This is a genomic window from Nocardioides sp. SYSU D00065, from assembly GCF_017916425.1.
Classification (GTDB): domain Bacteria; phylum Actinomycetota; class Actinomycetes; order Propionibacteriales; family Nocardioidaceae; genus Nocardioides.
Map to the genome: position 1 here is coordinate 644,796 of NZ_JAFMSX010000002.1, position 22,745 is coordinate 667,540.

General features: G+C 73.2%; 21 protein-coding genes. 7 read left to right on the forward strand and 14 right to left on the reverse strand.

Annotation, left to right across the window (positions count from 1 at the left end):
• Nucleotides 1–17: 17 nt before the first annotated feature.
• Nucleotides 18–1,130 carry a BMP family ABC transporter substrate-binding protein gene (locus J3P41_RS11145; RefSeq protein ID WP_307861942.1) on the reverse strand — a complete coding sequence of 371 codons (1,113 nt, stop codon included), beginning with the start codon at nt 1,128–1,130 and terminating at the stop codon, nt 18–20.
• A gap of 155 nt (nt 1,131–1,285) precedes the next feature.
• Here J3P41_RS11145 and J3P41_RS11150 point away from each other — a divergent pair, with 155 nt between their 5' ends.
• Both J3P41_RS11150 and J3P41_RS11155 read left to right on the forward strand, forming a co-directional pair.
• Nucleotides 1,286–1,759 (forward strand): cytidine deaminase, encoded by a 474-nt coding sequence (locus tag J3P41_RS11150; protein ID WP_210650358.1) that lies wholly within the window; start codon nt 1,286–1,288, stop codon nt 1,757–1,759.
• On the forward strand, nt 1,759–3,039 hold the full coding sequence (locus J3P41_RS11155) for a thymidine phosphorylase (protein ID WP_210650359.1): 1,281 nt from the start codon (nt 1,759–1,761) through the stop codon (nt 3,037–3,039). Before J3P41_RS11150 ends, J3P41_RS11155 begins: the two co-directional genes overlap by 1 nt.
• A gap of 34 nt (nt 3,040–3,073) precedes the next feature.
• Here J3P41_RS11155 and J3P41_RS11160 read toward each other — a convergent pair whose 3' ends face one another.
• Entirely contained in the window at nt 3,074–3,526 is a 453-nt protein-coding gene (locus tag J3P41_RS11160; protein ID WP_210650360.1) for a MaoC family dehydratase, read from the reverse strand.
• A gap of 35 nt (nt 3,527–3,561) precedes the next feature.
• On the opposite strand from J3P41_RS11160, the gene J3P41_RS11165 reads away from it, so the two are divergent.
• On the forward strand, nt 3,562–4,653 hold the full coding sequence (locus J3P41_RS11165) for an adenosine deaminase (protein ID WP_210650361.1): 1,092 nt from the start codon (nt 3,562–3,564) through the stop codon (nt 4,651–4,653).
• Here the strand turns inward: J3P41_RS11165 and J3P41_RS11170 are convergent.
• Entirely contained in the window at nt 4,650–5,255 is a 606-nt protein-coding gene (locus J3P41_RS11170) for an ATP-binding protein (protein ID WP_210650362.1), read from the reverse strand. The two genes, J3P41_RS11165 and J3P41_RS11170, sit on opposite strands and share 4 nt — an antisense overlap.
• A 94-nt stretch (nt 5,256–5,349) precedes the next feature.
• Between J3P41_RS11170 and J3P41_RS11175 the strand changes: the two genes are divergently transcribed.
• Nucleotides 5,350–7,023, forward strand: a complete 1,674-nt coding sequence (locus tag J3P41_RS11175) for a substrate-binding domain-containing protein (RefSeq protein ID WP_210650363.1) — start codon at nt 5,350–5,352, stop codon at nt 7,021–7,023.
• A 79-nt stretch (nt 7,024–7,102) separates the two neighbouring features.
• On the opposite strand, the gene J3P41_RS11180 is transcribed toward J3P41_RS11175, so the two are convergent.
• The 3 genes from J3P41_RS11180 to deoC are packed head-to-tail and all read right to left on the reverse strand — an operon-like array spanning nt 7,103 to nt 10,400.
• Entirely contained in the window at nt 7,103–7,969 is an 867-nt protein-coding gene (locus J3P41_RS11180; RefSeq protein WP_210650364.1) for an aldehyde dehydrogenase family protein, read from the reverse strand.
• Nucleotides 7,969–9,399, reverse strand: coding sequence for an aldehyde dehydrogenase family protein (locus J3P41_RS11185; RefSeq protein WP_210650365.1), 1,431 nt, complete (start codon nt 9,397–9,399; stop codon nt 7,969–7,971). The genes J3P41_RS11180 and J3P41_RS11185 overlap by 1 nt, the downstream gene beginning before the upstream one ends.
• An 8-nt stretch (nt 9,400–9,407) precedes the next feature.
• The gene (gene deoC / locus J3P41_RS11190; protein ID WP_210650366.1) at nt 9,408–10,400 is read right to left on the reverse strand and encodes a deoxyribose-phosphate aldolase; all 993 of its coding nucleotides are present in this window, start codon (nt 10,398–10,400) and stop codon (nt 9,408–9,410) included.
• A gap of 77 nt (nt 10,401–10,477) precedes the next feature.
• On the opposite strand from deoC, the gene J3P41_RS11195 reads away from it, so the two are divergent.
• Nucleotides 10,478–11,074: a hypothetical protein gene (locus J3P41_RS11195; protein ID WP_210650367.1), complete on the forward strand. Its 597-nt coding sequence runs from the start codon at nt 10,478–10,480 to the stop codon at nt 11,072–11,074.
• A 152-nt stretch (nt 11,075–11,226) separates the two neighbouring features.
• Here J3P41_RS11195 and J3P41_RS11200 read toward each other — a convergent pair whose 3' ends face one another.
• Nucleotides 11,227–12,441, reverse strand: coding sequence for a right-handed parallel beta-helix repeat-containing protein (locus J3P41_RS11200; protein WP_210650368.1), 1,215 nt, complete (start codon nt 12,439–12,441; stop codon nt 11,227–11,229).
• 1 nt (nt 12,442) lies between these two features.
• Nucleotides 12,443–14,104, reverse strand: coding sequence for a phospho-sugar mutase (locus J3P41_RS11205; protein ID WP_210650369.1), 1,662 nt, complete (start codon nt 14,102–14,104; stop codon nt 12,443–12,445).
• Nucleotides 14,105–14,175: 71 nt separating this feature from the next.
• Here J3P41_RS11205 and J3P41_RS11210 point away from each other — a divergent pair, with 71 nt between their 5' ends.
• Together J3P41_RS11210 and J3P41_RS11215 are read left to right on the forward strand one after the other, a co-directional pair.
• Nucleotides 14,176–14,547, forward strand: a complete 372-nt coding sequence (locus J3P41_RS11210; RefSeq protein ID WP_210650370.1) for a VOC family protein — start codon at nt 14,176–14,178, stop codon at nt 14,545–14,547.
• 57 nt (nt 14,548–14,604) lie between these two features.
• On the forward strand, nt 14,605–15,249 hold the full coding sequence (locus tag J3P41_RS11215; RefSeq protein ID WP_210650371.1) for an MOSC domain-containing protein: 645 nt from the start codon (nt 14,605–14,607) through the stop codon (nt 15,247–15,249).
• Between the two features lie 54 nt (nt 15,250–15,303).
• On the opposite strand, the gene J3P41_RS11220 is transcribed toward J3P41_RS11215, so the two are convergent.
• The 6 genes from J3P41_RS11220 to J3P41_RS11245 form a co-directional block, all read right to left on the reverse strand.
• Entirely contained in the window at nt 15,304–15,978 is a 675-nt protein-coding gene (locus J3P41_RS11220; RefSeq protein WP_210650372.1) for a heme oxygenase (biliverdin-producing), read from the reverse strand.
• Nucleotides 15,979–16,054: 76 nt separating this feature from the next.
• Nucleotides 16,055–18,268, reverse strand: a complete 2,214-nt coding sequence (locus J3P41_RS11225; RefSeq protein WP_210650373.1) for an Ig-like domain-containing protein — start codon at nt 18,266–18,268, stop codon at nt 16,055–16,057.
• Nucleotides 18,265–19,617, reverse strand: coding sequence for a hypothetical protein (locus J3P41_RS11230; protein ID WP_210650374.1), 1,353 nt, complete (start codon nt 19,615–19,617; stop codon nt 18,265–18,267). Before J3P41_RS11230 ends, J3P41_RS11225 begins: the two co-directional genes overlap by 4 nt.
• Nucleotides 19,614–20,870 carry a hypothetical protein gene (locus J3P41_RS11235; protein WP_210650375.1) on the reverse strand — a complete coding sequence of 419 codons (1,257 nt, stop codon included), beginning with the start codon at nt 20,868–20,870 and terminating at the stop codon, nt 19,614–19,616. Before J3P41_RS11235 ends, J3P41_RS11230 begins: the two co-directional genes overlap by 4 nt.
• The gene (locus J3P41_RS11240; RefSeq protein ID WP_210650376.1) at nt 20,864–21,712 is read right to left on the reverse strand and encodes a heme ABC transporter ATP-binding protein; all 849 of its coding nucleotides are present in this window, start codon (nt 21,710–21,712) and stop codon (nt 20,864–20,866) included. The genes J3P41_RS11235 and J3P41_RS11240 overlap by 7 nt, the downstream gene beginning before the upstream one ends.
• On the reverse strand, nt 21,709–22,731 hold the full coding sequence (locus tag J3P41_RS11245; protein ID WP_210650377.1) for an iron ABC transporter permease: 1,023 nt from the start codon (nt 22,729–22,731) through the stop codon (nt 21,709–21,711). The genes J3P41_RS11240 and J3P41_RS11245 overlap by 4 nt, the downstream gene beginning before the upstream one ends.
• Nucleotides 22,732–22,745: the final 14 nt, after the last annotated feature.

The following is a 22,745-nucleotide window of genomic DNA, read 5'->3' on the forward strand; positions in this document are numbered from 1 at the left end:
GTGGAGCGTGCGGGTGATCAGCCCAGGTAGGAGTTCACCTTGATCGAGCCGTCGATGATGCCGGCCTTGACGGTCTCGAGCTCGTCGGTGAGCTCGGGGTTGACCTTGTCCTCGAAGTTGTGGAACGGGGCGATGCCGACGCCGTCGTTCTCGAGGGTGCCGATGTAGGGCGCGAAGTCGAACTCGTCCTTGCCCGCGGCCAGGACGGCCTCGTAGGTGGAGACCTTCATGCCCTTGAGGATCGACGTCAGGACGTAGTCCTGGGTGTTCGGGTCGGTCTCGTAGAGGTCGGCGTCGACACCGACCATGGCGACGTCCTTGCCGGAGTCCTCGATCGCGGTGATCGCGCCCTGGTAGATCGGGCCACCGACGGGCAGGACGACGTCGACGTCCTGGTCGAGGATCTGCTTGGCCGTGCTGGTCGCGGCCTCGTTGGCCTCGAAGCCACCGGTGAACGAGCCGTTCTTGCCGTCCCAGCCGACGACCTCGATGTCCTTGCCCTTCTCCTCGGCGTAGTACTCAGCGCCCTGCTTGAAGCCGTCCATGAAGATGGTGACGGTCGGGAAGGGCATGCCGCCGAAGGTGCCGACCTTGCCGGTCTTGGTGTAGTCGGCAGCGGCGTAGCCGGCCAGGAACGCGGCCTGCGCGGTGTCGTAGAGCAGCGGCTTGATGTTCTCCTCGTCGGCCTTGCCGTCGAAGGTCTCGCCGTCCTCGCCGCCGTCGGCCGAGTCGTCGATGAGGACGTACTCGATCTCGGGGTTCGCGGCCGCCGACTCCTTGGTGGCAGCGGCCAGGGCGAAGCCGACGGTGACGATCACGTCGCAGCCCTGACCGACGAGGCTCTCCAGGTTGGGGCCATAGTCGTTCTCGCTGTTGGACTCCACGGAGGTGAGCTCCGCGCCGAGCTCGTCGGCGGCCTGCTTGGCGCCCTCGTAGCCGAGCTGGTTGAACGACTTGTCGTCGAAACCGCCGGCGTCGGAGACGATGCACGGCTGGAAGTCGCTCGATGCGGCCTCACCGCCGCTACCGCCGCCGCTCTCCTCCTCGGGCGCTTCGCCGCACGCAGCCAGGGTCGCGGCCGCGAGCAGCGCCACGAAGCCGCTCGAGACGACCTTCCTCGTCTTCAACACAATGCCTCCAAGTTCGTGCACCCCGGGATGGGGTCAGCTTTCCGGCGTCATGATGCCTGCCCCCACGCCGCCCGTCACGCAGATCCGGCACAACGTCACCCGTTTGAGACCTAGGACTTCCGGCGACCCGCGCTGCTGTGCGCACGATCGCCGGCATGCGCCATAGTGGCCGCGTGGAGCAGAGGGACTGGGACGAGCTGAGATCCGCCGCCGTCGAGGTGATGGGGCGTGCCTACGCCCCCTATTCGGGCTACCCCGTGGGCGCCGCCGCGCTGGTCGACGACGGCCGCCTCGTGGTCGGCTGCAACGTGGAGAACGCGGCGTACGGCGTGGTGCTGTGCGCCGAGTGCGGGCTGGTCTCCCAGCTGCACGCGAGCGGCGGCGGGCGGCTGACGCACTTCGTGTGCGTCAACGGCGCCGGCGAGGTGATCATGCCGTGCGGTCGCTGCCGCCAGCTCTTGTTCGAGCACGGCGGTCGCGACCTGCTGCTGTGGACGGTGTCCGGCGTCCGCCCGATGTCGGAGGTGCTGCCGGACGCGTTCGGTCCCGACGACCTGGCCGCCGTGGCGCCCACGCCCGACGCCTCCACCAGCACCGCCACCGCCACCGCCACCGGAGGTGAGCGCTGATGCCCGCCCACGACGCCGTCGAGGTGATCGTCGCCAAGCGCGACGGGCACGAGCTGAGCGACAGCCAGATCGACTGGGTGATCGACGCCTACACCCGCGGCGCGGTGGCCGACGAGCAGATGTCGGCCCTCGCCATGGCGATCCTCCTCAACGGCATGAACCGCACCGAGATCGCGCGCTGGACCGCCGCGATGATCGCGTCGGGCGAGCGGATGGACTTCTCCACGCTGTCGCGCCCGACCGCTGACAAGCACTCCACGGGTGGCGTCGGCGACAAGATCACGCTCCCGCTGGCGCCCCTCGTGGCCGCCTGCGGCGTCGCGGTGCCGCAGCTGTCCGGTCGCGGGCTCGGCCACACCGGTGGCACCCTCGACAAGCTCGAGTCGGTGCCGGGCTGGCGGGCGTCGCTGAGCAACGAGGAGATGTTCGCGATCCTCGAGGACGTCGGCGCGGTGATCTGCGCGGCCGGCGACGGCCTCGCCCCGGCCGACAAGAAGCTCTACGCGCTGCGCGACGTCACCGGCACGGTCGAGGCGATCCCGCTGATCGCCAGCTCGATCATGAGCAAGAAGATCGCCGAGGGGACCGGCGCGCTGGTGCTGGACGTGAAGGTCGGCAGCGGCGCCTTCATGAAGGACCTGGCCACGGCCCGCGAGCTCGCCGAGACGATGGTCGCCCTCGGCACGGACGCAGGCGTCCGCACGGTCGCGCTGCTCACCGACATGGCCACGCCGCTCGGGCTGACCGCCGGCAACGCGATCGAGGTGCAGGAGTCCGTCGAGGTGCTCGCCGGCGGCGGTCCGGCCGACGTCGTCGAGCTGACCCTCGCCCTGGCGCGCGAGATGCTGGCGGGCGCTGGTCGCGACGACGTCGACCCCGCCGACAGGCTCGCTGACGGCTCGGCCATGGACGCCTGGAAGGCGATGATCCGCGCTCAGGGCGGCGACCCGGACGCGCCCCTGCCGCAGGCGAAGGAGTCGCACGTCGTGGCCGCACCGACGAGCGGCACGCTGACGCGCCTCGACGCGATGGCGGTGGGGATGGCCGCGTGGCGTCTCGGTGCGGGCCGGGCCCGCAAGGAGGACCCGGTGCAGGCCGGGGCCGGCGTGGTCTGGCACGCCCGGCCCGGCGATCAGGTCACCGCGGGGGAGCCGCTGTTCACGCTGCTCACCGACGAGCCCGAGCGGTTCGAGCGGGCGCTGGCCTCGCTCGACGGCGGCTGGGAGATCGGCGACGGGCCGTTCGAGCCCACTCCGCTGGTGCTCGACCGAATCTCCTGACGCTCCGATAACGCCCCTGACCGGGCACGCCCGGTCAGGACAGGAGCAGCACCACGTGCGCGGCCACGCACGCCGGCTTGTCGTACCCCTCGATCTCCACGGTGTGCTCGACGATCAGCTGCTTGCCCGTGGGCAGGTCGCGGACCTCGCCGAACCGCACGTGCGAGCGCAGCCGGCTGCCCACGGGCACCGGGCTGGGGAAGCGCACCTTCTCCAGCCCGTAGTTGAGCCGGGCGCCGGGCGTCTCGAGGCGGAACACCTCACTGGCGAAGTGGGGGAGCAGGCTGAGCGTCAGGAAGCCGTGCGCGATCGTGGTGCCGAACGGACCCGCCGCCGCGGCGTCGACGTCGACGTGGATCCACTGGTGGTCCAACGTGGCGTCCGCGAAGGCGTCGATCCGCGCCTGGTCGACGAGGAGCCACTCGCTGGTGCCGATGTCGGTCCCGGCGGCAGCGGCGACGTCGTCGAGCGAGGTGAAGGTGCGCATGGGCACGAAGATAGTCCGCCTGCTTGGATGAGCAGGTGACCGATCACAGCCGTCGACCCACCCGTGAGCAGGTGCACGCCGCCCCCAAGGTCCTGCTGCACGACCACCTCGACGGCGGCCTGCGGCCGCAGACGATCGTCGAGCTCGCCGCCGAGGCGGGGCACCGGCTGCCCGCCGACGATGCCGAGTCGCTGGGGCGCTGGTTCGCGGAGTCCGCGGACTCCGGCTCGCTGGTGCGCTACCTCGAGACCTTCGACCACACCGTCGCGGTCATGCAGAACGGACCCGCGATCGCCCGCGTCGCCCGTGAGTGCGTGGAGGACCTCGCCGCCGACGGCGTCGTCTACGCCGAGGTGCGCTACGCGCCCGAGCAGCACGTGAGCGGCGGGATGACGCTCGACGAGGTCGTCGCGGCGGTGCAGGAGGGCTTCGACGCCGCGATGGCCGCCAGCGGCGGCCGGATCGTCGTACGCCAGCTGCTCACCGCGATGCGGCACCAGGCCCGGTCGATGGAGATCGCCGAGCTGGCCATCGCCTGGCGCGACCGGGGGGTCGCCGGCTTCGACATCGCGGGCGCCGAGGCGGGCTTCCCGCCCACTCGGCACCTCGACGCCTTCGAGTACCTCCAGCGGGAGAACGCCCACTTCACCATCCATGCCGGCGAGGCCTTCGGGCTGCCGTCGATCTGGGAGGCGATCCAGTGGTGCGGCGCCGACCGGCTGGGCCACGGCGTGCGGATCATCGACGACATCACCGTCGCCGACGACGGCTCGGTCCAGCTGGGCCGGCTGGCGGCGTACGTCCGGGACAAGCGGATCCCGCTCGAGATGTGCCCGAGCTCCAACGTCCAGACCGGTGCCGCGGAGTCGTTCGCCACCCACCCGATCGGGCTGCTCACCGATCTCCGGTTCCGGGTGACCGTCAACACCGACAACCGGCTGATGAGCGGCACGTCGATGACCGAGGAGATGTACGGGCTGGTCGAGGCGTTCGGCTACTCGCTGGAGGACCTGCGCTGGTTCACCATCAACGCGATGAAGTCGGCGTTCCTGCCCTTCGACGAGCGGTTGGCGATCATCGAGCGGGTCGTCAAGCCCGGCTACGCCGAGCTGGCCGCGCAGGGCTAGGGCCGGCGCGCCGAGGCCGTGAGCTCGGCGTAGGCCTGGTCGCCGGTCGCCCGGCGGCACCCCTGGCGCAGCGCGTGCGCGACGACCCGCTGCTGGTCGCGCATCAGCGCCCTTCCGCGGCGCAGCAGCACGAGCGGGGGCTTGCGGTGCTCGCGCAGGTCGCGGGTCAGGCGGCGCCAGAAGGTGATCAGCGGGTGCTGGGTGATGCAGTAGGCGGCGGCGAGCAGTCCCTCGTCGCGGCAGGCCTGGACGACCTCGGGCGCGAAGATGCCCTCGGCGACGAACCGGCTGCTCCCGCCGAGGTCGACCGTGCGCGACCCGCAGCGGCCGTTCTGTGCGATCTCGTAGACCGGGACCTCGCTGCGACCGGTGGCGCACAGCTCGCGGAGGGCGGCGAGCGCGTGGTCGCGGTGCCACGAGCCCGGGTCGTCCCAGTCGACCAGACCGGCGTTGGCGCCGTGGTCGATCCGCGGCAGGGTCGGGTCGTCGCCGTCCTTGTAGAAGTCGTCGAGGCGCAGGACGGGCAGCCCGAGCCGCTCGGCGAGCCGGGACTTCCCGGCCCCGCTGGGGCCGGCCAGGACGACCACCTGGGCTGTGCTCATGTGTTACGAACTCATTTCGTCGTTCGACCACGGAGGGTCGGGCTGGACATTAGTCTCGCGCAAACCCCGACCGACACCTCTGTGGGAGGCCCCCATGAGTCTCGACGACTCGACCGCAGCGCCGGACGGCTCGCAGACCTCCGGAGGGTCTCGACGATCCTCGCGCACCGGCAGAGTGCCGCTGCTCGTGGGGCTCGCCCTGCTGCTCGTGATCGGCGTCGTCGGCTTCCTCGTGATCGGCGGCGGCGACGATACCGAGGCGGCGGACTGCGTCTCGGAGCAGGTCACTCTGACCACGGCTCCGGTGATGGAGAGCCTGGTCGCGCAGGCGGTCGAGGACGTCAACGCGGACGAGCCGTGCATCGACATCGAGGTCTCCACCGGCACCGTGAAGGACGTGGTGGCGCTGCTGGGCGATCCCGACGCCGAGCTGCCCGAGATCTGGATCCCCGACAGCCCGACGTGGAAGGGGCAGCTCACCGCGGCGGGCTGGACCGGCACGCCGGTCGCCGACGTGCTCGCGCAGACGCCCGTGGGCCTGATCGGCGGCCCGGCCGCTCAGGCCCCGGCGTCGTGGACCGACGTCCTCGACGGCGGCAGCCTGGCCATGGCCGACCCGAGCGCCGAGGGCGCGTCAGCGCTCGCCCTGCTGGCGCCCTACGCCGAGATGGGCCGCACCGGCGAGACGCCGGCCTCCATCGAGCAGAAGACCGTCCCCGTCGCGCAGACCTATGGCGAGCGTGCCGTCTCCGGCGGCGCCACCGAGACCGACCTCTCGACCATCTCGGCGTCGAGCACCCAGCTGGTGCCCGCGACCGAGCAGGCCTACCTCCGGGCCCGCCGAAGCAACGACCAGCTGACCCTGGTGGCGCCCCGGACCGGCGTACCGATGCTCCAGTACCCGCTGGTCGACGTGAACCGCGGCAGCATGGACGTCATGGCCCAGGGCGGCGACCTCTCGGCGCGGGTGGCGCGCGCGCTGACCCGATGGTTCACCTCGGCCGCCGGTGCCCGGGCGATCGCCGCCGCCGAGCTGCGCGGTCCCGACGGCGCCCCGCTCGGCAGCGACATCGGGCTCGGTGACGCGCCGGTGCTGGACAGGGTGGCCCAGAAGACCACCGACGACGTCCTGCGCCAGTGGCGGGTGCTGTCGGTCCCCTCCAGCATCCTCGCGGTGGTCGACCTGTCCGGCTCGATGAAGACCGCCATCGGCGGCGTCACCCGCATCGAGCTCGCCGTCAACGCCTCCCAGGTCGCCCTCGAGGCCTTCCCCGCCCAGGCGCGCATCGGCGTCTGGGGCTTCTCCAAGAACCGTGGCGAGGACGGCGCCTCGTGGGCGGAGTACGCCGCGCTCGACCGCCTCGACGCCCCCGCCGGCGACGCCGGCACCCACGGCGACGTGGTCCGTGAGGAGGCCGCCGCCCTGGTGGGGCGCGTGCGTGGCGCCACCGGCCTCATGGACACCGCGCTGGCCGCCTACAAGCACGCCCAGGAGAAGTGGGACCCGGCGTGGTTCAACTCCGTGGTGATCTTCACCGACGGCGCGAGCGACGACTCCAGCTCGCTGTCGCTGGAGTCGCTGGTCAACCAGCTGAAGTCGATCCGCGACCCCGCCAAGCCGGTCAAGGTGATCATCATCGGCATCTCGGAGGACTCCGACACCGGTGAGCTCGAGCAGATCGCCGCGGCGACCGGCGGGCAGAACTACCTGGTGAGGAACCCCAACGAGATCCTCGGCGTGCTCGCCCAGGCGCTGGTCAACCGCTGATCGAACGGATCGTGGAGGATCCGGGTCACCAGGTGACTCGGATCCTCCACGGTCTCGGCGGACGGCTGTCAGGTCCGGGTCAGACCCCGATGGGGTGCCAGACGGTCTTGGTCTCCATGAACCGCGTCATCCGGTCCAGGTCAGGCTCGGCCAGCCAGTCGGTGTCGGGGGCGGGGCGGCGTACGCGCTTGAGGTTGTCGGCGGCCGACACCTCGAGCTGCGCGGCCAGGGCCGGGTCGGCCACGCCCGTGAGGTCGATGCCGTTGACGTCCATGTGCGAGGCCAGCCAGGGCGCGATCTCCGCCACGGAGCCGGTGAGCACGTTGACCACGCCGCCGGGCAGGTCGCTGGTCGCCATCACCTCGCCGAGCGTGATGGCCGTCAGCGGGTGCTGCTCGCTCGCGATCACCACGACCGTGTTGCCGGTGACGATGAGCGGCGCCACGACGCTGACCAGCCCCAGCAGCGGTCCACGGGGCGCGACGACGGCGATGACGCCGCTCGGCTCCGGGGTGGAGAGGTTGAAGTACGGGCCGGCGACCGGGTTGGCGTTGCCGACGACCTGGGCGATCTTGTCGGCCCAGCCGGCGTACCACACGAGCCGGTCGACAGCGGCGTCGACGTAGGCGCGGGCACGGCCGGGGGAGACGCCCTCGGCGGCGCGCAGCTCGGCCTCGAACTGCTCGCGACGGCCCTCCAGCACCTCGGCGATGCGGTAGACGACCTGTGCCCGGTTGTAGGCGGTGCGCCCCGACCAGCCGCCGAAGGCGGCGCGGGCGGCGACGACGGCGTCACGCGCGTCCTTGCGCGAGGCCTGGGCGGCGTTGGCCAGCAGGCGGCCCTTCGCGTCGTTGACGACGTAGGAGCGCCCGGACTCCGAGCGGGGGAACTGCCCGCCGATGTAGAGCTTGTAGGTCTTGCGCACGTCGATGCGTGTCGATGCCATCAGCTGTCCTCTCCCTTGAGGTACGCCTCGAGCCCGTGGCGGCCGCCCTCGCGGCCGTAGCCGGACTCCTTGTAGCCGCCGAAGGGCGAGGTCGGGTCGAACTTGTTGAACGTGTTGGCCCAGACCACGCCGGCGCGCAGGTGGTTTGCCATCGACAAGATCAGCGAGCCCTTGTCGGTCCAGACGCCGGCCGAGAGGCCGAAGGGGGTGTTGTTGGCCTTCTCGACCGCCTCCGACGGGGTGCGGAACGTCAGCACCGACAGGACCGGGCCGAAGATCTCCTCGCGGGCGATCCGGTGGGCCTGGGTGACGCCGGTGAAGACGGTGGGGGCGAACCAGTAGCCGTGGGCGGGCAGCTCGCACGGCGCCGACCAGCGCTCGGCTCCCTCGGACTCGCCGACCTCCGACAGCTCGCGGATCTTGGCGAGCTGCTCGGCGGAGTTGATGGCCCCCACGTCGGTGTTCTTGTCGAGCGGGTCGCCCACCCGCAGGGTCGCCATGCGGCGCTTGAGGCGGGCCATCACCTCGTCGGCCACGGACTCCTGCACGAGCAGCCGCGAGCCGGCGCAGCACACGTGGCCCTGGTTGAAGAAGATGCCGTTGACGATGCCCTCGACGGCCTGGTCGATCGGTGCGTCCTCGAAGACGATGTTGGCGGCCTTGCCGCCCAGCTCGAGCGTCACCTTCTTGTCCGTCCCGGCGACCGCGCGCGCGATCGCCTTGCCGACCTCGGTCGAGCCGGTGAAGGCGACCTTGTCGACGTCCGGGTGAGACACGAGCGCCCGGCCGGTGTCACCGGCACCGGTGACGATGTTGACGACACCCGGCGGGAGATCGGCCTGCTGGCAGATCTCGGCGAACAGCAGGGCGGTCAGCGGAGTGGTCTCGGCCGGCTTGAGCACGACCGTGTTGCCGCACGCCAGCGCCGGGGCGATCTTCCAGGCCAGCATCATCAGCGGGAAGTTCCACGGGATGACCTGGCCGGCGACACCGAGCGGGGTCGAGCCGTAGCCGGAGTACTTCAGCTTGTCGGCCCAGCCGGCGTAGTAGAAGAAGTGGGCCGCCAGGCTCGGCACGTCGACGTCGCGCGACTCACGGATGGGCTTGCCGTTGTCGATCGACTCCAGCACGGCCAGCTCGCGGCCGCGCTCCTGGATGATCCGGGCGATGCGGTAGAGGTACTTGGCCCGCTCGGCCCCGGACATGCGCGACCAGACGCGGGTGTAGGCGCGGCGGGCGGCCCGGACCGCGGCGTCGACGTCGGCGTCGCTGGCCTCGGCGACCTCGGCCAGCACCTCCTCGTTCGCCGGGTTGACGGTCTTGAACGCCGTGCCGGAGCCGTCGACGAACTCGCCGTCGATGAACAGCCCGTAGGACGGCTTGATGTCGACGATCGCTCGCGACTCGGGTGCGGGTGCGTACTCGAACATGGTGTGCCTCAGTCCAGCGTGAAGTAGTCGGGACCGGAGTAGCGACCGGTCGTCATCTTGGTGCGCTGCATGAGCAGGTCGTTGAGCAGGGTGGAGGCCCCGAAGCGGAACCAGTCGGGCGTCAACCAGTCGGCGCCGCAGGTCTCGTTGACCATCACCAGGTACTTGATGGCGTCCTTCGTGGTCCTGATCCCGCCGGCGGGCTTGACGCCCACCATCTGTCCGGTCTGGTCGCGGAAGTCGCGGACCGCCTCCAGCATGACCAGGGTCACCGGCAGCGTGGCGGCCGGCTGCACCTTGCCCGTGGAGGTCTTGATGAAGTGGGCGCCGGCCATCATCGCCAGCCAGCTGGCGCGGCGTACGTTGTCGTAGGTCTGCAGCTCGCCGGTCTCGAAGATCACCTTGAGGTGCGCGCCCGTGCCGTCGGGGCGGTTGCAGGCCTCGCGGACCTGGGCGATCTCCTCGTAGACGTCGAGGTAGCGCCCGGAGAGGAACGCGCCCCGGTCGATGACCATGTCGATCTCGTCGGCGCCGGCCTCGACCGCGTCGCGCGTGTCGGCGAGCTTGATGTCCATCGCCGCGCGACCGCTGGGGAACGCGGTGGCGACGGCCGCCACGTGGACGCCGCTGTCGCCCAGCGTCTGCCGGGCGGTGGCGACCATGTCGGGGTAGACGCAGACGGCGGCGGTGGCCGGGCACGTCGGGTCGGCCGGGTCGGGTCGCATCGCCTTGGCGGCGAGTGCGCGCACCTTGCCGTGGGTGTCCTGGCCCTCGAGGGTCGTCAGGTCGACCATCCGGATGGCCAGGTCGATGGCGTAGGCCTTCGAGGTGGTCTTCACCGACCGCGTGGCGAGCCCGGCGGCGCGGGCCTCGGCGCCGACCTGGTCCACGCCGGGCAGTCCGTGGAGGAAACGGCGCAGGGAGGAGTCCGAGCGCACGACGTCGTCGAAGACCCCGGAGGTCGGGGCGGAGCTCTCCGTCGAGCTGGCAGTGGGCGTCACCGACCCAGCATAGAGTTGGGTCGGACACGCCCGGCAATCAACGCCGGCGCGACTTCCCCCGACTCGACGAGGACGACATGGCAGGCCGGCAGGACGAGGTGGTCGAGCGTTTCCACGCCACGAGCGGACGGCTGACCGGCTGGCTCGCACTGCTGCTGGCGGCGGCCGTCCTCGTGGCCGGTCTCGCGTACCTCGACGAGGGATTCCCGCCGTGGGTCGCCGCGGCCGCGCTGCTCGCCGGCGTGGCGGCCTGGGCGGCGATGCTCCGGCCCGCGCTGTGGGTCACCGAGGAGCACCTGGTCATGCGCAACCTCGCCGAGACCGTCCACATCCGGCTCGCCGCGATCGAGGAGATGGCGGTACGCCAGGTGCTCGCGGTGCGCGCCGGGGACCGACGCTGGGTCTCCACGGTGATCGGACGCTCCTGGCGCAAGGCGATCGTGGCCCGGCCCGCGTCCGGTCCGACCACGCCGGCCGAGGGCATGTCCTACGCCGACTTCGCCGAGAACCGTCTCCACGAACTCGTCGACACCGCGCGCAGGGCCGCGGGTGTGCGGCCGGGCTCGTCCGAGCAGCTGGCGCTGCCCGACGCCGTACGCCGTGAGCCGGCGTGGCTGCCCATCGTGCTGCTCGCGGTGGCCGCGCTCGTGTTCGCGGTGACGCTGTTCCTCTGAGCGGTGCCCGCTGTGCCTCGGGCGGTGCCCGTGTGCTGGGCGGTGCAGGGGTGCGTCGGTGCCGGACCTCGCAGAGGCGAATCGGTTCCGTACCCGGCGCCCGGGCCGGCATACAGGCGTGGCCACCCCTCGAGGCGGGACCGCTCGACCGGTCAGCGGAGCTCGAACGCGCCGAGGTCGGCGCGACCTGCTGTCGGTCGGCGGACCGCCCGGGCCGGGGCGACGTACTCCCAGCGGGGTCGCCAGCGCCTCGGGACCCCGACCGCCCGGTCGACGGCGGGCGAGGACGGCCGGAGGCGGAAGTCCTCGGCGCCCGGGGCCACGAAGCCGCTGAGGTCCACGCGCCGGTCGCCGCGGCTGCGGAGGGCGCGGTCGCCCACCTCGCCCGGGCCGACGAACAGGTTGTTGCGCAGGTGGACGCTGCTGCCCTCGGCCGAGGCGACGAACGTGCCCGACGTGCGGCGGTTGACGAAGGTGTTGTGGACGATCCACAGCGTGCAGGAGCGGTGGGTCAGGCCCTCGGCGCCGTATGCCACGAGCGCCGGGTTCTCCGAGCGGGGACCCTGCACGAGGACGTTGCCCGCGACCAGGGAGCGGCCGCCCTCGGGCAGGTCGATGGAGTAGCTCGCCGTGGAGTCGCCGTCGCTGATCCGGTTGGCGACGATCGTGTTGCGGGCGGCCCGGGACTTCAGCTCGTGCCCGGTGTCGGCGTCGGAGAGCCAGCTGCCGACCACGGTGAGCGAGCGGACGGCGCCGACGTAGAGGTTGTGCGAGTAGCCGTCGCCGGCGCCGTTGGCGAAGAACCGCGAGTCTCGGACGACGACGTCGCTGTCGGGGTCGGCTCCGGTGAGGATGCCGTTCTCGTTGTGGTGGAACCAGCTGCGCGTGACGGTGAGGTCGGTGCCCTCCTGGCGGATGCCGGCGCCGTTGCGGTCGGGGACCGCCGCACCGCTGAACTCGATCCGGTCCACCGTTGTGCGGTCGCCGGCGACGACCCAGATGGCCTTGCCCTGCGCATCCCGGCCGTCGGCGCGCAGGTGGGCGCGGCCGCCGTCGCCGCGCAGCGTCAGGTCGTCCTGCGTCCACGTGGCGACGTCGCCGGAGTAGGTCCCGGGGTCGATGAGCACGGTGTCGCCGTCGCGGGCGACGGCAGCGGCGGCGCTGGGCGTGGCCAGCTCCCGCTGCGGGCCGACCCGCCACGTCCGCGGCGCGCGGGCGTCGTACGCCGCTGCTGCGGGCGATCCACCGAGCGCGGGCGCACTCGGGTGCCGCGGCGTGAGCAGCTGCGGCGCGAGCAGCGCGAGTGCGAGGAGCACGGGGACGGGGAGCGCCGCCGTGGGGCGGCGAGCCGACCGCGGGCTGCGCACGTCAGCCGCCGAAGGCCGCGGCGCGGAGATCGTCCTTGATCGCGTCGAGCCGGCGGGTCGCCGAGGTCCGCGCCGCGTCGACGCCTCCGTCGCCGGCCCCGCCCGGCGGGACGGGCACGACCACCTCGAGGTAGCACTTCACCTTGGGCTCGGTGCCGCTGGGACGCACGATCACGCGCGCGCCCTCCGCCAGCGAGTAGCGCAGCCCGTCCGTGGGCGGCAGTTGGGCCGAGCCCTCGGAGAGGTCCTCCACCCGGTGGACGGCGAGCCCGCCGAGGGTGGTCGGAGGCGCGGCGCGCAGCCGGTCCATGGTGGCCGGGATGTCGGCCAGGTCCTCGAAGCGCACCGACAGCTGGTCGGTGGCGTGGAGCCCGTGCTCGCGGGCGATGTCGTCGAGGACGTCGAGGAGCCCGCGACCCTCCGCCTTCGCCTGCGCGGCGAGCTCGCACACCAGCAGCAGCGCCGAGACGCCGTCCTTGTCCCGGACGTGCTCGGGGTCGCAGCAGTAGCCGAGTGCCTCCTCGTAGCCGAAGGCCAGGCCCTCCACCCGTCCGATCCACTTGAAGCCGGTGAGGGTCTCCTCGTGGGGCTGGCCGGCCGCTGCGGCGAGCTTGCCGAGCAGGCTCGAGGAGACGATCGAGTTCGCGTAGGTCCCCTCGCGGCCCCGGGCGAGGAGGTGGTGCGCGAGCAGAGCGCCGACCTCGTCGCCCCGGAGCATCCGCCAGCCGTCGGCGTCGGGCACCGCGACGGCGCAGCGGTCGGCGTCGGGGTCGTTGGCGACGACCAGGTCGGCGCCGGACTCCGCGGCGAGCGCCATCGCCAGGTCCATCGCGCCCGGCTCCTCGGGGTTGGGGAAGGAGACGGTCGGGAAGTCCGGGTCCGGGTGCTCCTGCTGCTCGACCACGTGCGGGGCGTCGAACCCGGCGGTCTCCAGCACCTGCGCCACGGTCGTGCCCCCGACGCCGTGCAGCGGCGTGTAGACGATGCGCAGGTCGCGGGGACCGTCCTGCGCCAGTCCAGCGACGGTGTCGAGGTAGCGGTCGACGATGTCCTCGCCCACCAGCGACCCGGCGTCGCCGCGGGGCAGGTCGGCGACCGGGCCGACGGCGGCGATCCGCGCGGCGATGTCGACGTCGGCGGGCGGCACGATCTGGCTGCCGTCGCCGAGGTAGACCTTGTAGCCGTTGTCCTGCGGCGGGTTGTGGCTGGCGGTGACCATCACGCCGGCCACGCAGCCGAGCTCGCGGATCGCGAAGGCGAGCAGCGGGGTGGGCAGCGTCCGTGGCATCACCAGCGCCTTGAAGCCGGCCCCGGTCATGATCTCGGCGGTGTCGCGGGCGAAGACGTCGGAGTCGTGGCGCGCGTCGAAGCCGATGACCACGGAGCCGCCGGCGTGGCCGGTGTCGGTGAGGTACGCCGCGAGCCCGGCCGCCGCTCGCGTGACGACGACCCGGTTCATCCGGTTGGGGCCGGCGCCGAGCGCGCCGCGGAGACCGGCGGTCCCGAACTGCAGGGTGCCGGCGAACCGGTCGGCCAGGTCGGTCGGCTCGCCGCGCCCGGCGGCGGCCACCACGGCCTCGAGCTCGGCGCGCGTCCGGTCGTCCGGGTCCGCGGCCGCCCACGCGCGGGCCTGCTCGATCAGTTGGTCGATCTGTTCGCTCATGTGCGCACCGTAGTCCGTGGGCCTGGCCGGTGCCGGTGGCCGGTGTCGGTGGCCGGTGTCACGCTCGGGGCATGATCGATCACCTCGGCATCAACTGCACCGACCTGCCGCGCGCGGCGGCCTTCTACGACCGGGTCCTGGCCGTGCTGGGGCACCGTCGCCTGATGGACTTCGACGTGGCCATCGGCTACGGCTCCGAGGAGCCGGACTTCTGGATCGGCACCTTCGAGGGCGTCGGGCCCAACCGGGAGGTGCACGTCGCCTTCCGGGCGCCGGACGCCGCCACGGTGCGGGCCTGGCACGCGGAGGCCGTCGCCGCCGGCGCGGAGTCGCTGCACGAGCCGCGCCTGTGGCCGGAGTACCACCCCGGCTACTACGGCGCCTTCGTCCGCGACACCGAGGGCAACAACATCGAGGCCGTCTGCCACTCCGGCGACTCCTGAGGTCCGGTCGGGCCCGCTGGCTCTGCGCCCCTCCGGCAGCGGGGCTAGCGTGCAGCCGTGAGCGCCACCGTCCTGTCCGCCAACTCCGGCCCGCTGGCGCCCGTGGAGGGGCTGCGTCGTCCCAGCGGAATCCGCAAGCACCCGGTCGACCGGATCGAGGTCCGCGACCCGGGACCGAAGCGCAGCGGGCTGGGCAGCGGGGTGGTCGGCGACGCCATCTACAGCCGCAAGCACCACGGAGGCGCCACGCAGGCGGTCTACGCCGTCGCCCGTGAGGAGCTCGACTGGTGGGCGCGCGAGCTCGACCGCGACCTCGCGGACGGGATGTTCGGGGAGAACCTCACGACGATCGGCATCGACGTGGACGCCGCCGAGGTGGGCGAGCTCTGGGAGATCGGCAGCGCGCTGCTGGAGGTCTGCGGGCCGCGGGTCCCGTGCGCGACGTTCGCCAAGCACATGGGTGAGACGCGGTGGGTACGCCGCTTCGCCGAGCGCGGGCGTACCGGCGCCTACTTGGCCGTCCGGGAGCCGGGCGTGATCGAGCCCGGCGACGCCATCGAGGTCGTCCACCGGCCGGGGCACGGACTGACCGTGCCGATGTACTTCCGGGCGTGGATGGGCGACCAGGGCCTGGCCGAGGTCTTCCTGCGGGCGCGGGTGCTGCCGCGCGCCGAGCACGACTGGCTGGAGTCGCGGCGCTGAGCGGGCCGCGCCGGACGACCGGAGCCGGCGTCGAGGGACGCCGGCTCCGGCGCGTCAGCGGAGGTAGCTCGGCAGGTCCCGGCCCAGCTCGGCGAAGACCGCCTGGTTGAGCTCGAACGCGACGCTGACCTCCGCCACGATCCGTGCCTGCTCCTCGACCGTCAGGTTCAGCGCGTCGAGCCGTGCCCGGTAGCCGTCCTTGTAGGGCTTCGGCTTGGGGATGAGCGGGAAGGCGTAGAACGCCGTGCCGCGGCCCTCGAGCTGGAGCTCGCGGTCGAGCACGCGGCCGATCACCTGTCCGCCGGAGAGGTCCCCGAGGTAGCGGGTGTAGTGGTGGGCGACGAAGAGGGGCGGCCACTCGCGCACCTCCAGGAGCCGCGCGACGTAGGCGTCGGTGGCTGGGCTGTGGAACACCTCCGGAGCGGGCGCACCGGCCGCCTGCGACCAGTGGGCGAGGTCGGACTCGATCGCCGACAGACGGTCGAGCGCCGGATCGGCGACCGCGGCCACCGCGGGGTGGTCCCCGAGCTCGCGGCCGAGCAGCTCGAGCGTGCGGTAGACCTCGCGGAACCGCAGGAGGTAGTCGCGCACGGCGAGGGCGTTGACCCGAGCCGCGGTGAGCTCGGCCATGAAGGGGGAGCTCTCGGCCGCCGTGTGCGCCGCCTGCGAGCCCTCGCGCATCGCGATCGACAGCGGTGCCGTCGCTGGTGCTGGGTCGAGCAGTGTCATGTCGTGTGCTTCCTGTGTGAAGGGAGAGCGGCGTGGGCGGGCGTCCCCGCCAGGCCGGCGGGGACGCCCTGGGGGGTCACGCGACGCGGAACGTCCGCCTCGTCGTGACCGGGGCGACGTCGTCGTTGCCGGGGACGCGCACGACGAGCGTGTAGGCGCCCCGCGCGAGCCGCGGCAGCGTGAAGGTCACCTTGGCGCCCCGGATCCGGGCGGTGAGCGCCTCGACCTTGCGTCCCCGGGCGGTGCGCACCACGGCGGTGGTCTTGCCGCCGGCCAGCGCGCTGACGGCCACCACGGCCTTGCCGCGCTTGCCGGCCGTGGGCTTGGCCGCCCAGCGGACCTTGGCCCGGCCGGCGACCCGGACGACGTTCACCCGGGTGGTGCCCGATGAGGCCTCGTGGTTGGCGTCGCCGCCGTACGTCGCCACGAGGGCGTGCTCGCCGGCGCCCAGGTCGCCGAGGGCGAGGGTGGCCGAGCCGGCCGCGACCGTGGCGGTGCCGAGCACCGTGCCGTCCTCCTTGAGCACCACGGTGCCGGTCGCGGCGGCAGGAAGGCCGACGCTCACGACGACGTCCTCGCCGGCGTCGGGGTCGCCAGCCGTCACCCTGACGGCGGGGACCGCCTTGGCCACGGTGACGGTGCGGCTCGCCTCGCCGGCCTCGGTGTCGCCGTCCCCGGAGTAGGTGGCCGTCAGCCGGTGCTGGCCCGCAGTGGGGCGGGCGAGGGTGAACGCGGCCTTGCCGTCGACGAGGGAGGCGCTGCCGACGACGGTGGTGCCGTCGGTGAGGGTGACGGTGCCGGTCGCCGGGGACCGGGACGAGGACGGCGACGGGGACGAGGACGGGGACGACACGGTCACGGTCACGGGCGCGTCGGCGCCGTAGGTCACGTTGGCCGCGGCGATCGACACCTCCGGGGTGGACCTGGCGAACGTGATCGGGGTGAAGGTCTCGTAGGCGGGCTGCACCGCCCCCGAGCCGAGGTAGGTGTAGATGCCGTAGGTGCCGGTGCTCGTCTTGGCGTCGACGACGGACTTGTCCACGGTGAGGGTGGCCGTGAACGTGCCGTCGGGCCGCAGCTCGACGGCACCTGCCGCGGGACCGCCGACGGCGGCCGCGTCAGCGGCGGAGACGGCCCACTTCAGTCCGGCCCCGCCCGCGTTGACCCGCGACGACGCCGGCGCTCCGGCCGAGGGGCGCCAGTGGTCGGCGTAGCGGCCGAACGCGATGTAGGCGCCGGCCGGCCTGCCGGCCAGGGGAGGACGGGTGCCGGTGGCGAGGTCGGGGTCGAACCCGGCGCCCTCGACCGTCACCTGGTGCGCGCCACTGGGCAGAAGGGTCGTGTCGGAGACGGTGACGCGGGCCTGCCCCGGCTGCGAGTACGCCACGCTGAAGGGGCTGGCGACCTTCCGCGGGTCGGCGGAGCCGCCGCTGGAGTACCAGTAGGAGGCGGTGCCGACGCCCTGCTGGAAGTCGACGAAGGAGGACGGGAAGGAACCCCAGCTCATGCCGGTGCGGACCTGGGGGGTGGAGGTGGCGCCGTCGTAGACGACCTCGCGGTAGGCCGGAGTCGCGGTCAGGCCGCTGTCGGTGAGGTCCACGCCGGACACGTCGGCGAGCGTGACCTCGGTGTCCGGGAGCGGAGTCCACGTGGACTGGTCCGCTTGGTCCGAGCCGTACCCGCTGAGCGTCGCGGTGAGCTTGCCGGTGCCGTTGGTGAGGGTCAACCGGGGGTCGGAGACGTAGAAGAACGACATCCCGGAGTAGTAGACGACCGTGAAGTCGCCGTCCCAGGCGAGGGTGCCGGTGTCGGTGACGGGGTCGACCGTGCCGGTGCCCTCGGTCAGCGAGAGCAGGTTCTCCGAGTTCACCGTGTGCGATGCGCCGCTGGTGAGCTGCCCGGCCGCGTTGGTGCGGGTGCCGAGCCAGGTGGTGGGGGCGTAGCTGCCGTCGCCCTGCTTGTCGAGGACGGTGACGTTGCCGGCGGTGTTCGTCCACCCCGCAGGCGCACCGTTGGCCCACGTCGCGCCTGCGTCGGTGCTTCTCAGGGTCTGGCCGCCGGCGCCCGGGTTGCCGAGCCTGCCGGCCGAGAGGAGGTTCCACGTGCCGGGCGCGAAGGCGCCGGAGAGGGACTCCTTGTTGATCTCCCAGCGGAGCTCGGCGTCGACGATCGTGGTGGTGGCCGCCTGTGCGGGGGCCGGGCCGGCGAGGACGGCTGTCGCCCCGGCCACCAGGGCCAGTGCGGCGACGCTGCCCGCCGAGCAACGTGCGCCGCTGTGCGCGTGCTTCATCTTCTTCCTTCCAACGTGGTGCTGATCAGGGTGGTCGCGAGCGCTCCGAGCAGCAGCACGCAGCCGAGCAGCCACAGGGCGTGGCGCTCGGAGTCGGTGGCGGCAGCCGGGGCGGCCGAGGTGGACGAGGTGGACGAGGCCGCGACGAGCACCGGCTGTACGGCGGGCAGCGCCGGCGCGGCCGCCAGCGCCGCGGCGCTCGGCACCGACGCGTCCACGCCCGAGGGGACCGATGCAGGGTCGGTCACCGGCGGGCGACCGGTGGCGGCGGCGGGCGCTCGCGTGGGCGAGGTGGTCGGCGAGCTGGTCGGCGACGTCGGGTCCGAGGCGGTCGGCGAGGGGCTGGGCTGCCTGGTGGGTGCCGGCGTCGGGACCCTGGTGGGCCGCTTGGTCGGCTTCGTCGAGGCCGCGGCCGACGGTGTCGCGACGGGTACGCCGGACCAGCTCACGCTCAGCGGCAGGGCCGGCTTGAACGCGTCGGTCGCCCCGCCCGTGGAGTACCAGTAGCCCGCGGTCCCGGCCGTGGCGAGGAAGTCCAGGAAGCTGCTCGGGAACGCTCCGCGGTACGGGCCGCCCGCCTGCGCCGCCTCGTCGGCAGGGGCCTGCCAGTCCACGCCGAGGTACGTGGGGGTGCTGACGAAGCCGTCGGCCGCCGCGAGGTCGACCTCGGCCACCGGAAGGTCGGCCAGCACGACGGGCGTCGGCGGGAGCGGGAGCCACTGCGACTGGTCGTCCATGTCGGAGGCGAAGCCCCCGGCGGTCGCCGTCAGCTGGGCCCGCTCCGGGGTGACGGTGAGCGTCGGATCGGTGACCGTGAAGTAGCTCATCCCTGAGTAGAAGAGGACGGTGAACGAGCCCGTCCACGAGATGGTCGCGAAGCCGGTGGCGGGATCCACCGTGCCGGTGCCGGCGCCGATCACCACCTGGTGGTTGCTGAACTGCCCGCTCGTCGGGCTCGAGATGGTGGCGCCCTGCGGTGTCGTGGACAGGCCCTCCCACGTGGCGAGCGCGTAGCCGCCGTCGGCCTGCTGCTTCTCGATGCGGACGTTGCCGTCCTCGGCCCGCCAGCTCGCCCGCGGCAGCGTCGTGCCGCCCCGGCCCGGGTCGGGCACGACACCGGCCGACATGAAGTTGTAGGTGCCGGGTGCGAAGGCGCGATTGTTCGTCTCGTTGTTGACGCCCCAGCGCAGGATCGCCCCGGAGACCGCGAACGGCTCCGTCCTCGTCGGAGCGGACCCCTGCGCCGGTCCCGCGAGGGCGGACGGGAGCAGCGCCGTCGCCAGCACAGCCACGCACCCGGCGAGCGCGGCGGCCGCGTGCAGGCGGCGCAGCCGCGCCGGCCCGGTCACGCGACCGCTCCGGTCGTGCGGGCCGGGCGGGCGACCCGACGGCGCAGTCGTACGCCCAGCAGCGCCAGCGCGGCGACGAGCGCGAGCGCCGACCCCCCGACGAACGCCCAGGCGGCGATGTCGCGATCGCCGCTGCTCCCGACCGGCCCGCTGCCGGGCGCGAGGGTGCCCGAGGCTTGCCCCCGGACCGGAAACCGCTCGCTGGGACGGGCGCCCGAGGCCGCTCCCACCAGCCGCAGCTCGTGCGTGCCCGTGCTGAGGTCCGCGGGCAGCGCCATGACGCCGGCGACGTCGCCGGCCGTGCCGGCGACGAGCGGTCCGAGTGCCACCGCTCCGTCGTCGAGCAGCGCCAGGACTTGCTCCCCGGGCTGGAAGCCGCGGCCGGTGAAGGCCAGCGCCTGGCCGGCGCGTGCGGTGGCCCGCTCGGTGGCGACCCGGGGGCGGCCGCTCAGGCGGGTGGTCACGGTACCCGCCGCCCCGGTGCCGACGGCTGCGCCGCCGCCCGGTGCTTCGCTGGGTCCTCGACTCGGTACGCCGCCGGGATCGGACGTCGCTGCGCCGCCATCGGTGGATGCGCCGACACCGGCGCCGGTGTCGTCGCTCCCGGAGTCCGCCGGGCTGCCCGGCTCGTCGGCGTCCAGCTCGCGGAACCGCACGGGGGTGAACGTCTCGTTGCGGGCGTTCTCGACCCCGTGCGCCCCGAACGTGATGACTCCGCAGGTGACCTGTCGGCAGTCCACGTCGACCGCCTCGCCGTTGCGGTCGAGTGCCCGGAAGGTGGGTCCCGGCACGGCCAGCGAGACACGGAAGGCGCCAGCGGGCGACATCACGGCCTGTGCCTCGCCGGCGGTGGAGCTGCCGGGGAAGGCCACGAAGCGCAGGTAGCCGGCGTTGTCCTCGCTCTCGGAGTCGGGCACGTAGCGGTAGTCGCGACCGGTGACGCCGCCGCGGGAGGGGCGCCACCCGCCGCCGGCGGGGTCACGCACCCAGCCGAAGGCGACGTAGACGCCTCCGAAGCCGCCTCGGACGGACTGGAAGCCGGAGCCGCTCAGGGTGAGGATGGTCGGCCGGCCGGAGTCGGCCAGCGACGTGCCGCGGTCGGTCACGACGCTGATCCGAGCGTCCGCCCGGGCGGGCGCGGCGGGAATGAGCACGGCGCTCGCGGCCAGCAGGACCACCAGCACCCCGGCGAGCCGGCAGGGGGACGCGGTCCGCGTGCCTGCGCTACGGATCGGAGCGGTACGGGTCAGCACGTGTCCTCCCGGGGACGGTCGGCGCGGGCGACGTCGTCGACGTCGTCGGCGTCGGCGGCGGTGCCGCGCTCGGCCAGGACGATCGGGTCGCCGGTGCGCGGGTGGGCCACCACCTCGACGCGGTGGCGGTAGACGCGGGTCAGCAGCGCGGCATCCAACACCTCGGTGGGCGTGCCGCTGGCAGCGACGTTTCCCTCCTCGAGCAGGACCAGCCGGTCGGCATGGGCTCCGGCGAGGGTGAGGTCGTGGAGCACCACGAGGACCGCGGCGCCGGCGCGCGCCTGCTGGCGGGCCGTGCCGAGGACGGTCTCCTGGTGCCCGATGTCGAGGGCGGCGGTCGGCTCGTCGAGCAGCAGGATCCCGGTCTGCTGGGCCAGCACCCGGGCGAAGGACGCGCGAGCCTTCTCCCCGCCGGACAGCGACCCGAAGGATCGGTCCGCCAGGTGGTCGACCGCGGTGGTCTGCATGGCGGCGGCGACCTCGAGGTCGTCGAGGTCCTCCTCGGGTCGACCGCGCCAGGGGGCGCGCCCCATGCTCACGACCTCGCGGACGGGGAAGGGGAAGGAGATCTGCTGCTCCTGGGGGAGCACGGCGCGCTCCCGGGCGAGGGCCTGCAGCCGCCACTCGCGCACCGGTCTGCCCAGCACCGACACGGTGCCGGAGTCGGGGGAGAGGTCGCCGGCCACGACGGCGAGGAGCGTGGACTTGCCCGTGCCGTTGGGGCCGACGAGGGCCAGCACCTCGCCTGCGTGCACGTCGAGGTCGACGTCGTGGAGGACGCGGCGGCCGCCGAGGGCGAGCGAGACGCCGCGCACCGAGGCGACCGGCGCGGGCGCGCTCATGCCCAGCCCCCCGACGTACGCCGGGTGCGCCAGAGCAGCCAGAAGAAGAACGGGCCGCCGACGAGCGAGGTGAGCATCCCCAGGGGCAGGTCGGCGTAGGCGACGAGCGTGCGTGCGGCCAGGTCGGCGACGACGAGCACCAGGCTGCCGGCGAGGAGGCAGGCGGGCAGCACGAGGCGGTGCCCCGGGCCGGTCACCATGCGCACCAGGTGTGGGACGACCAGCCCGACGAAGGCGACGATGCCGCAGAAGCAGACCGCGGCCGCGGTGAGGAGCGCGACGACCACGATGAGCCCGACGCGGAGCCGCTCCACGTGCACCCCGAGGTGGCGGGCGGGCCGCTCGCCGAGCGCGAGGAGGTCGAGGCTGCGGGCGCTGAGGAGTGCGAGCACCACGCCGGCCACGACGAGGGGAGCCACCACCGCGACGTAGGGCCAGCGGCTCCCGTTGAGGCTGCCGAGCTGCCAGAAGACGATCTGCTCGCGTGCCTGGGTGTCGCCGAGGAACATCAGCAGGGCCAGCAGGGCGCCGGCCACGGCGTTGACCGCGATGCCGGTGAGCACCAGCGTGACCACCTCGGTACGGCCGCCGGAGCGCGCGAGGGCGTAGACGAGCAGCGTGGTGAGCAGTCCGCCCGCGAATGCGGCGACGGCGACGGTCCAGCCCCCGGCGAAGGTCAGGCCGAAGACGATGACGCCCGCGGCGCCCACCGCGGCGCCGGAGGAGACCCCGACGATGCTGGGCTCGGCGAGGGGGTTGCCGAAGACGCCCTGCATGAGGGCGCCGGCAACGGCCAGGGCCGCCCCGACGAGCGCGGCCATGGCCACGCGCGGGAAGCGCACCGACCACAAGGTGGCGTCGCCGCGCGGGTGGCTGGGCAGCGGGAGCCAGTCGAGGCCGAGCCGGTGCAGGAGCGAGCCGGCCACCTCCTGGGCCGGGACGGGAAGCTGTCCCGAGCCGGCGGACACCAGGAGGGCCGCCGCCAGCGCCCCTCCCAGCAGCGCGAAGAGGCCGGTCATCCCGAGCGGGCGCC

Excerpts from the sequence above, each read along its gene's own strand:
- J3P41_RS11150 (WP_210650358.1), top strand. The coding sequence starts at position 1,286 with ATGCGCCATAGTGGCCGCGTGGAGCAGAGGGACTGGGACGAGCTGAGA.
- J3P41_RS11155 (WP_210650359.1), top strand. The coding sequence starts at position 1,759 with ATGCCCGCCCACGACGCCGTCGAGGTGATCGTCGCCAAGCGCGACGGG.
- J3P41_RS11160 (WP_210650360.1), bottom strand. The coding sequence starts at position 3,526 with ATGCGCACCTTCACCTCGCTCGACGACGTCGCCGCTGCCGCCGGGACC.
- J3P41_RS11170 (WP_210650362.1), bottom strand. The coding sequence starts at position 5,255 with ATGAGCACAGCCCAGGTGGTCGTCCTGGCCGGCCCCAGCGGGGCCGGG.
- J3P41_RS11175 (WP_210650363.1), top strand. The coding sequence starts at position 5,350 with ATGAGTCTCGACGACTCGACCGCAGCGCCGGACGGCTCGCAGACCTCC.
- J3P41_RS11180 (WP_210650364.1), bottom strand. The coding sequence starts at position 7,969 with ATGGCATCGACACGCATCGACGTGCGCAAGACCTACAAGCTCTACATC.
- J3P41_RS11185 (WP_210650365.1), bottom strand. The coding sequence starts at position 9,399 with ATGTTCGAGTACGCACCCGCACCCGAGTCGCGAGCGATCGTCGACATC.
- J3P41_RS11195 (WP_210650367.1), top strand. The coding sequence starts at position 10,478 with ATGGCAGGCCGGCAGGACGAGGTGGTCGAGCGTTTCCACGCCACGAGC.
- J3P41_RS11205 (WP_210650369.1), bottom strand. The coding sequence starts at position 14,104 with ATGAGCGAACAGATCGACCAACTGATCGAGCAGGCCCGCGCGTGGGCG.
- J3P41_RS11210 (WP_210650370.1), top strand. The coding sequence starts at position 14,176 with ATGATCGATCACCTCGGCATCAACTGCACCGACCTGCCGCGCGCGGCG.
- J3P41_RS11220 (WP_210650372.1), bottom strand. The coding sequence starts at position 15,978 with ATGACACTGCTCGACCCAGCACCAGCGACGGCACCGCTGTCGATCGCG.
- J3P41_RS11225 (WP_210650373.1), bottom strand. The coding sequence starts at position 18,268 with ATGAAGCACGCGCACAGCGGCGCACGTTGCTCGGCGGGCAGCGTCGCC.
- J3P41_RS11240 (WP_210650376.1), bottom strand. The coding sequence starts at position 21,712 with ATGAGCGCGCCCGCGCCGGTCGCCTCGGTGCGCGGCGTCTCGCTCGCC.
- J3P41_RS11245 (WP_210650377.1), bottom strand. The coding sequence starts at position 22,731 with ATGACCGGCCTCTTCGCGCTGCTGGGAGGGGCGCTGGCGGCGGCCCTC.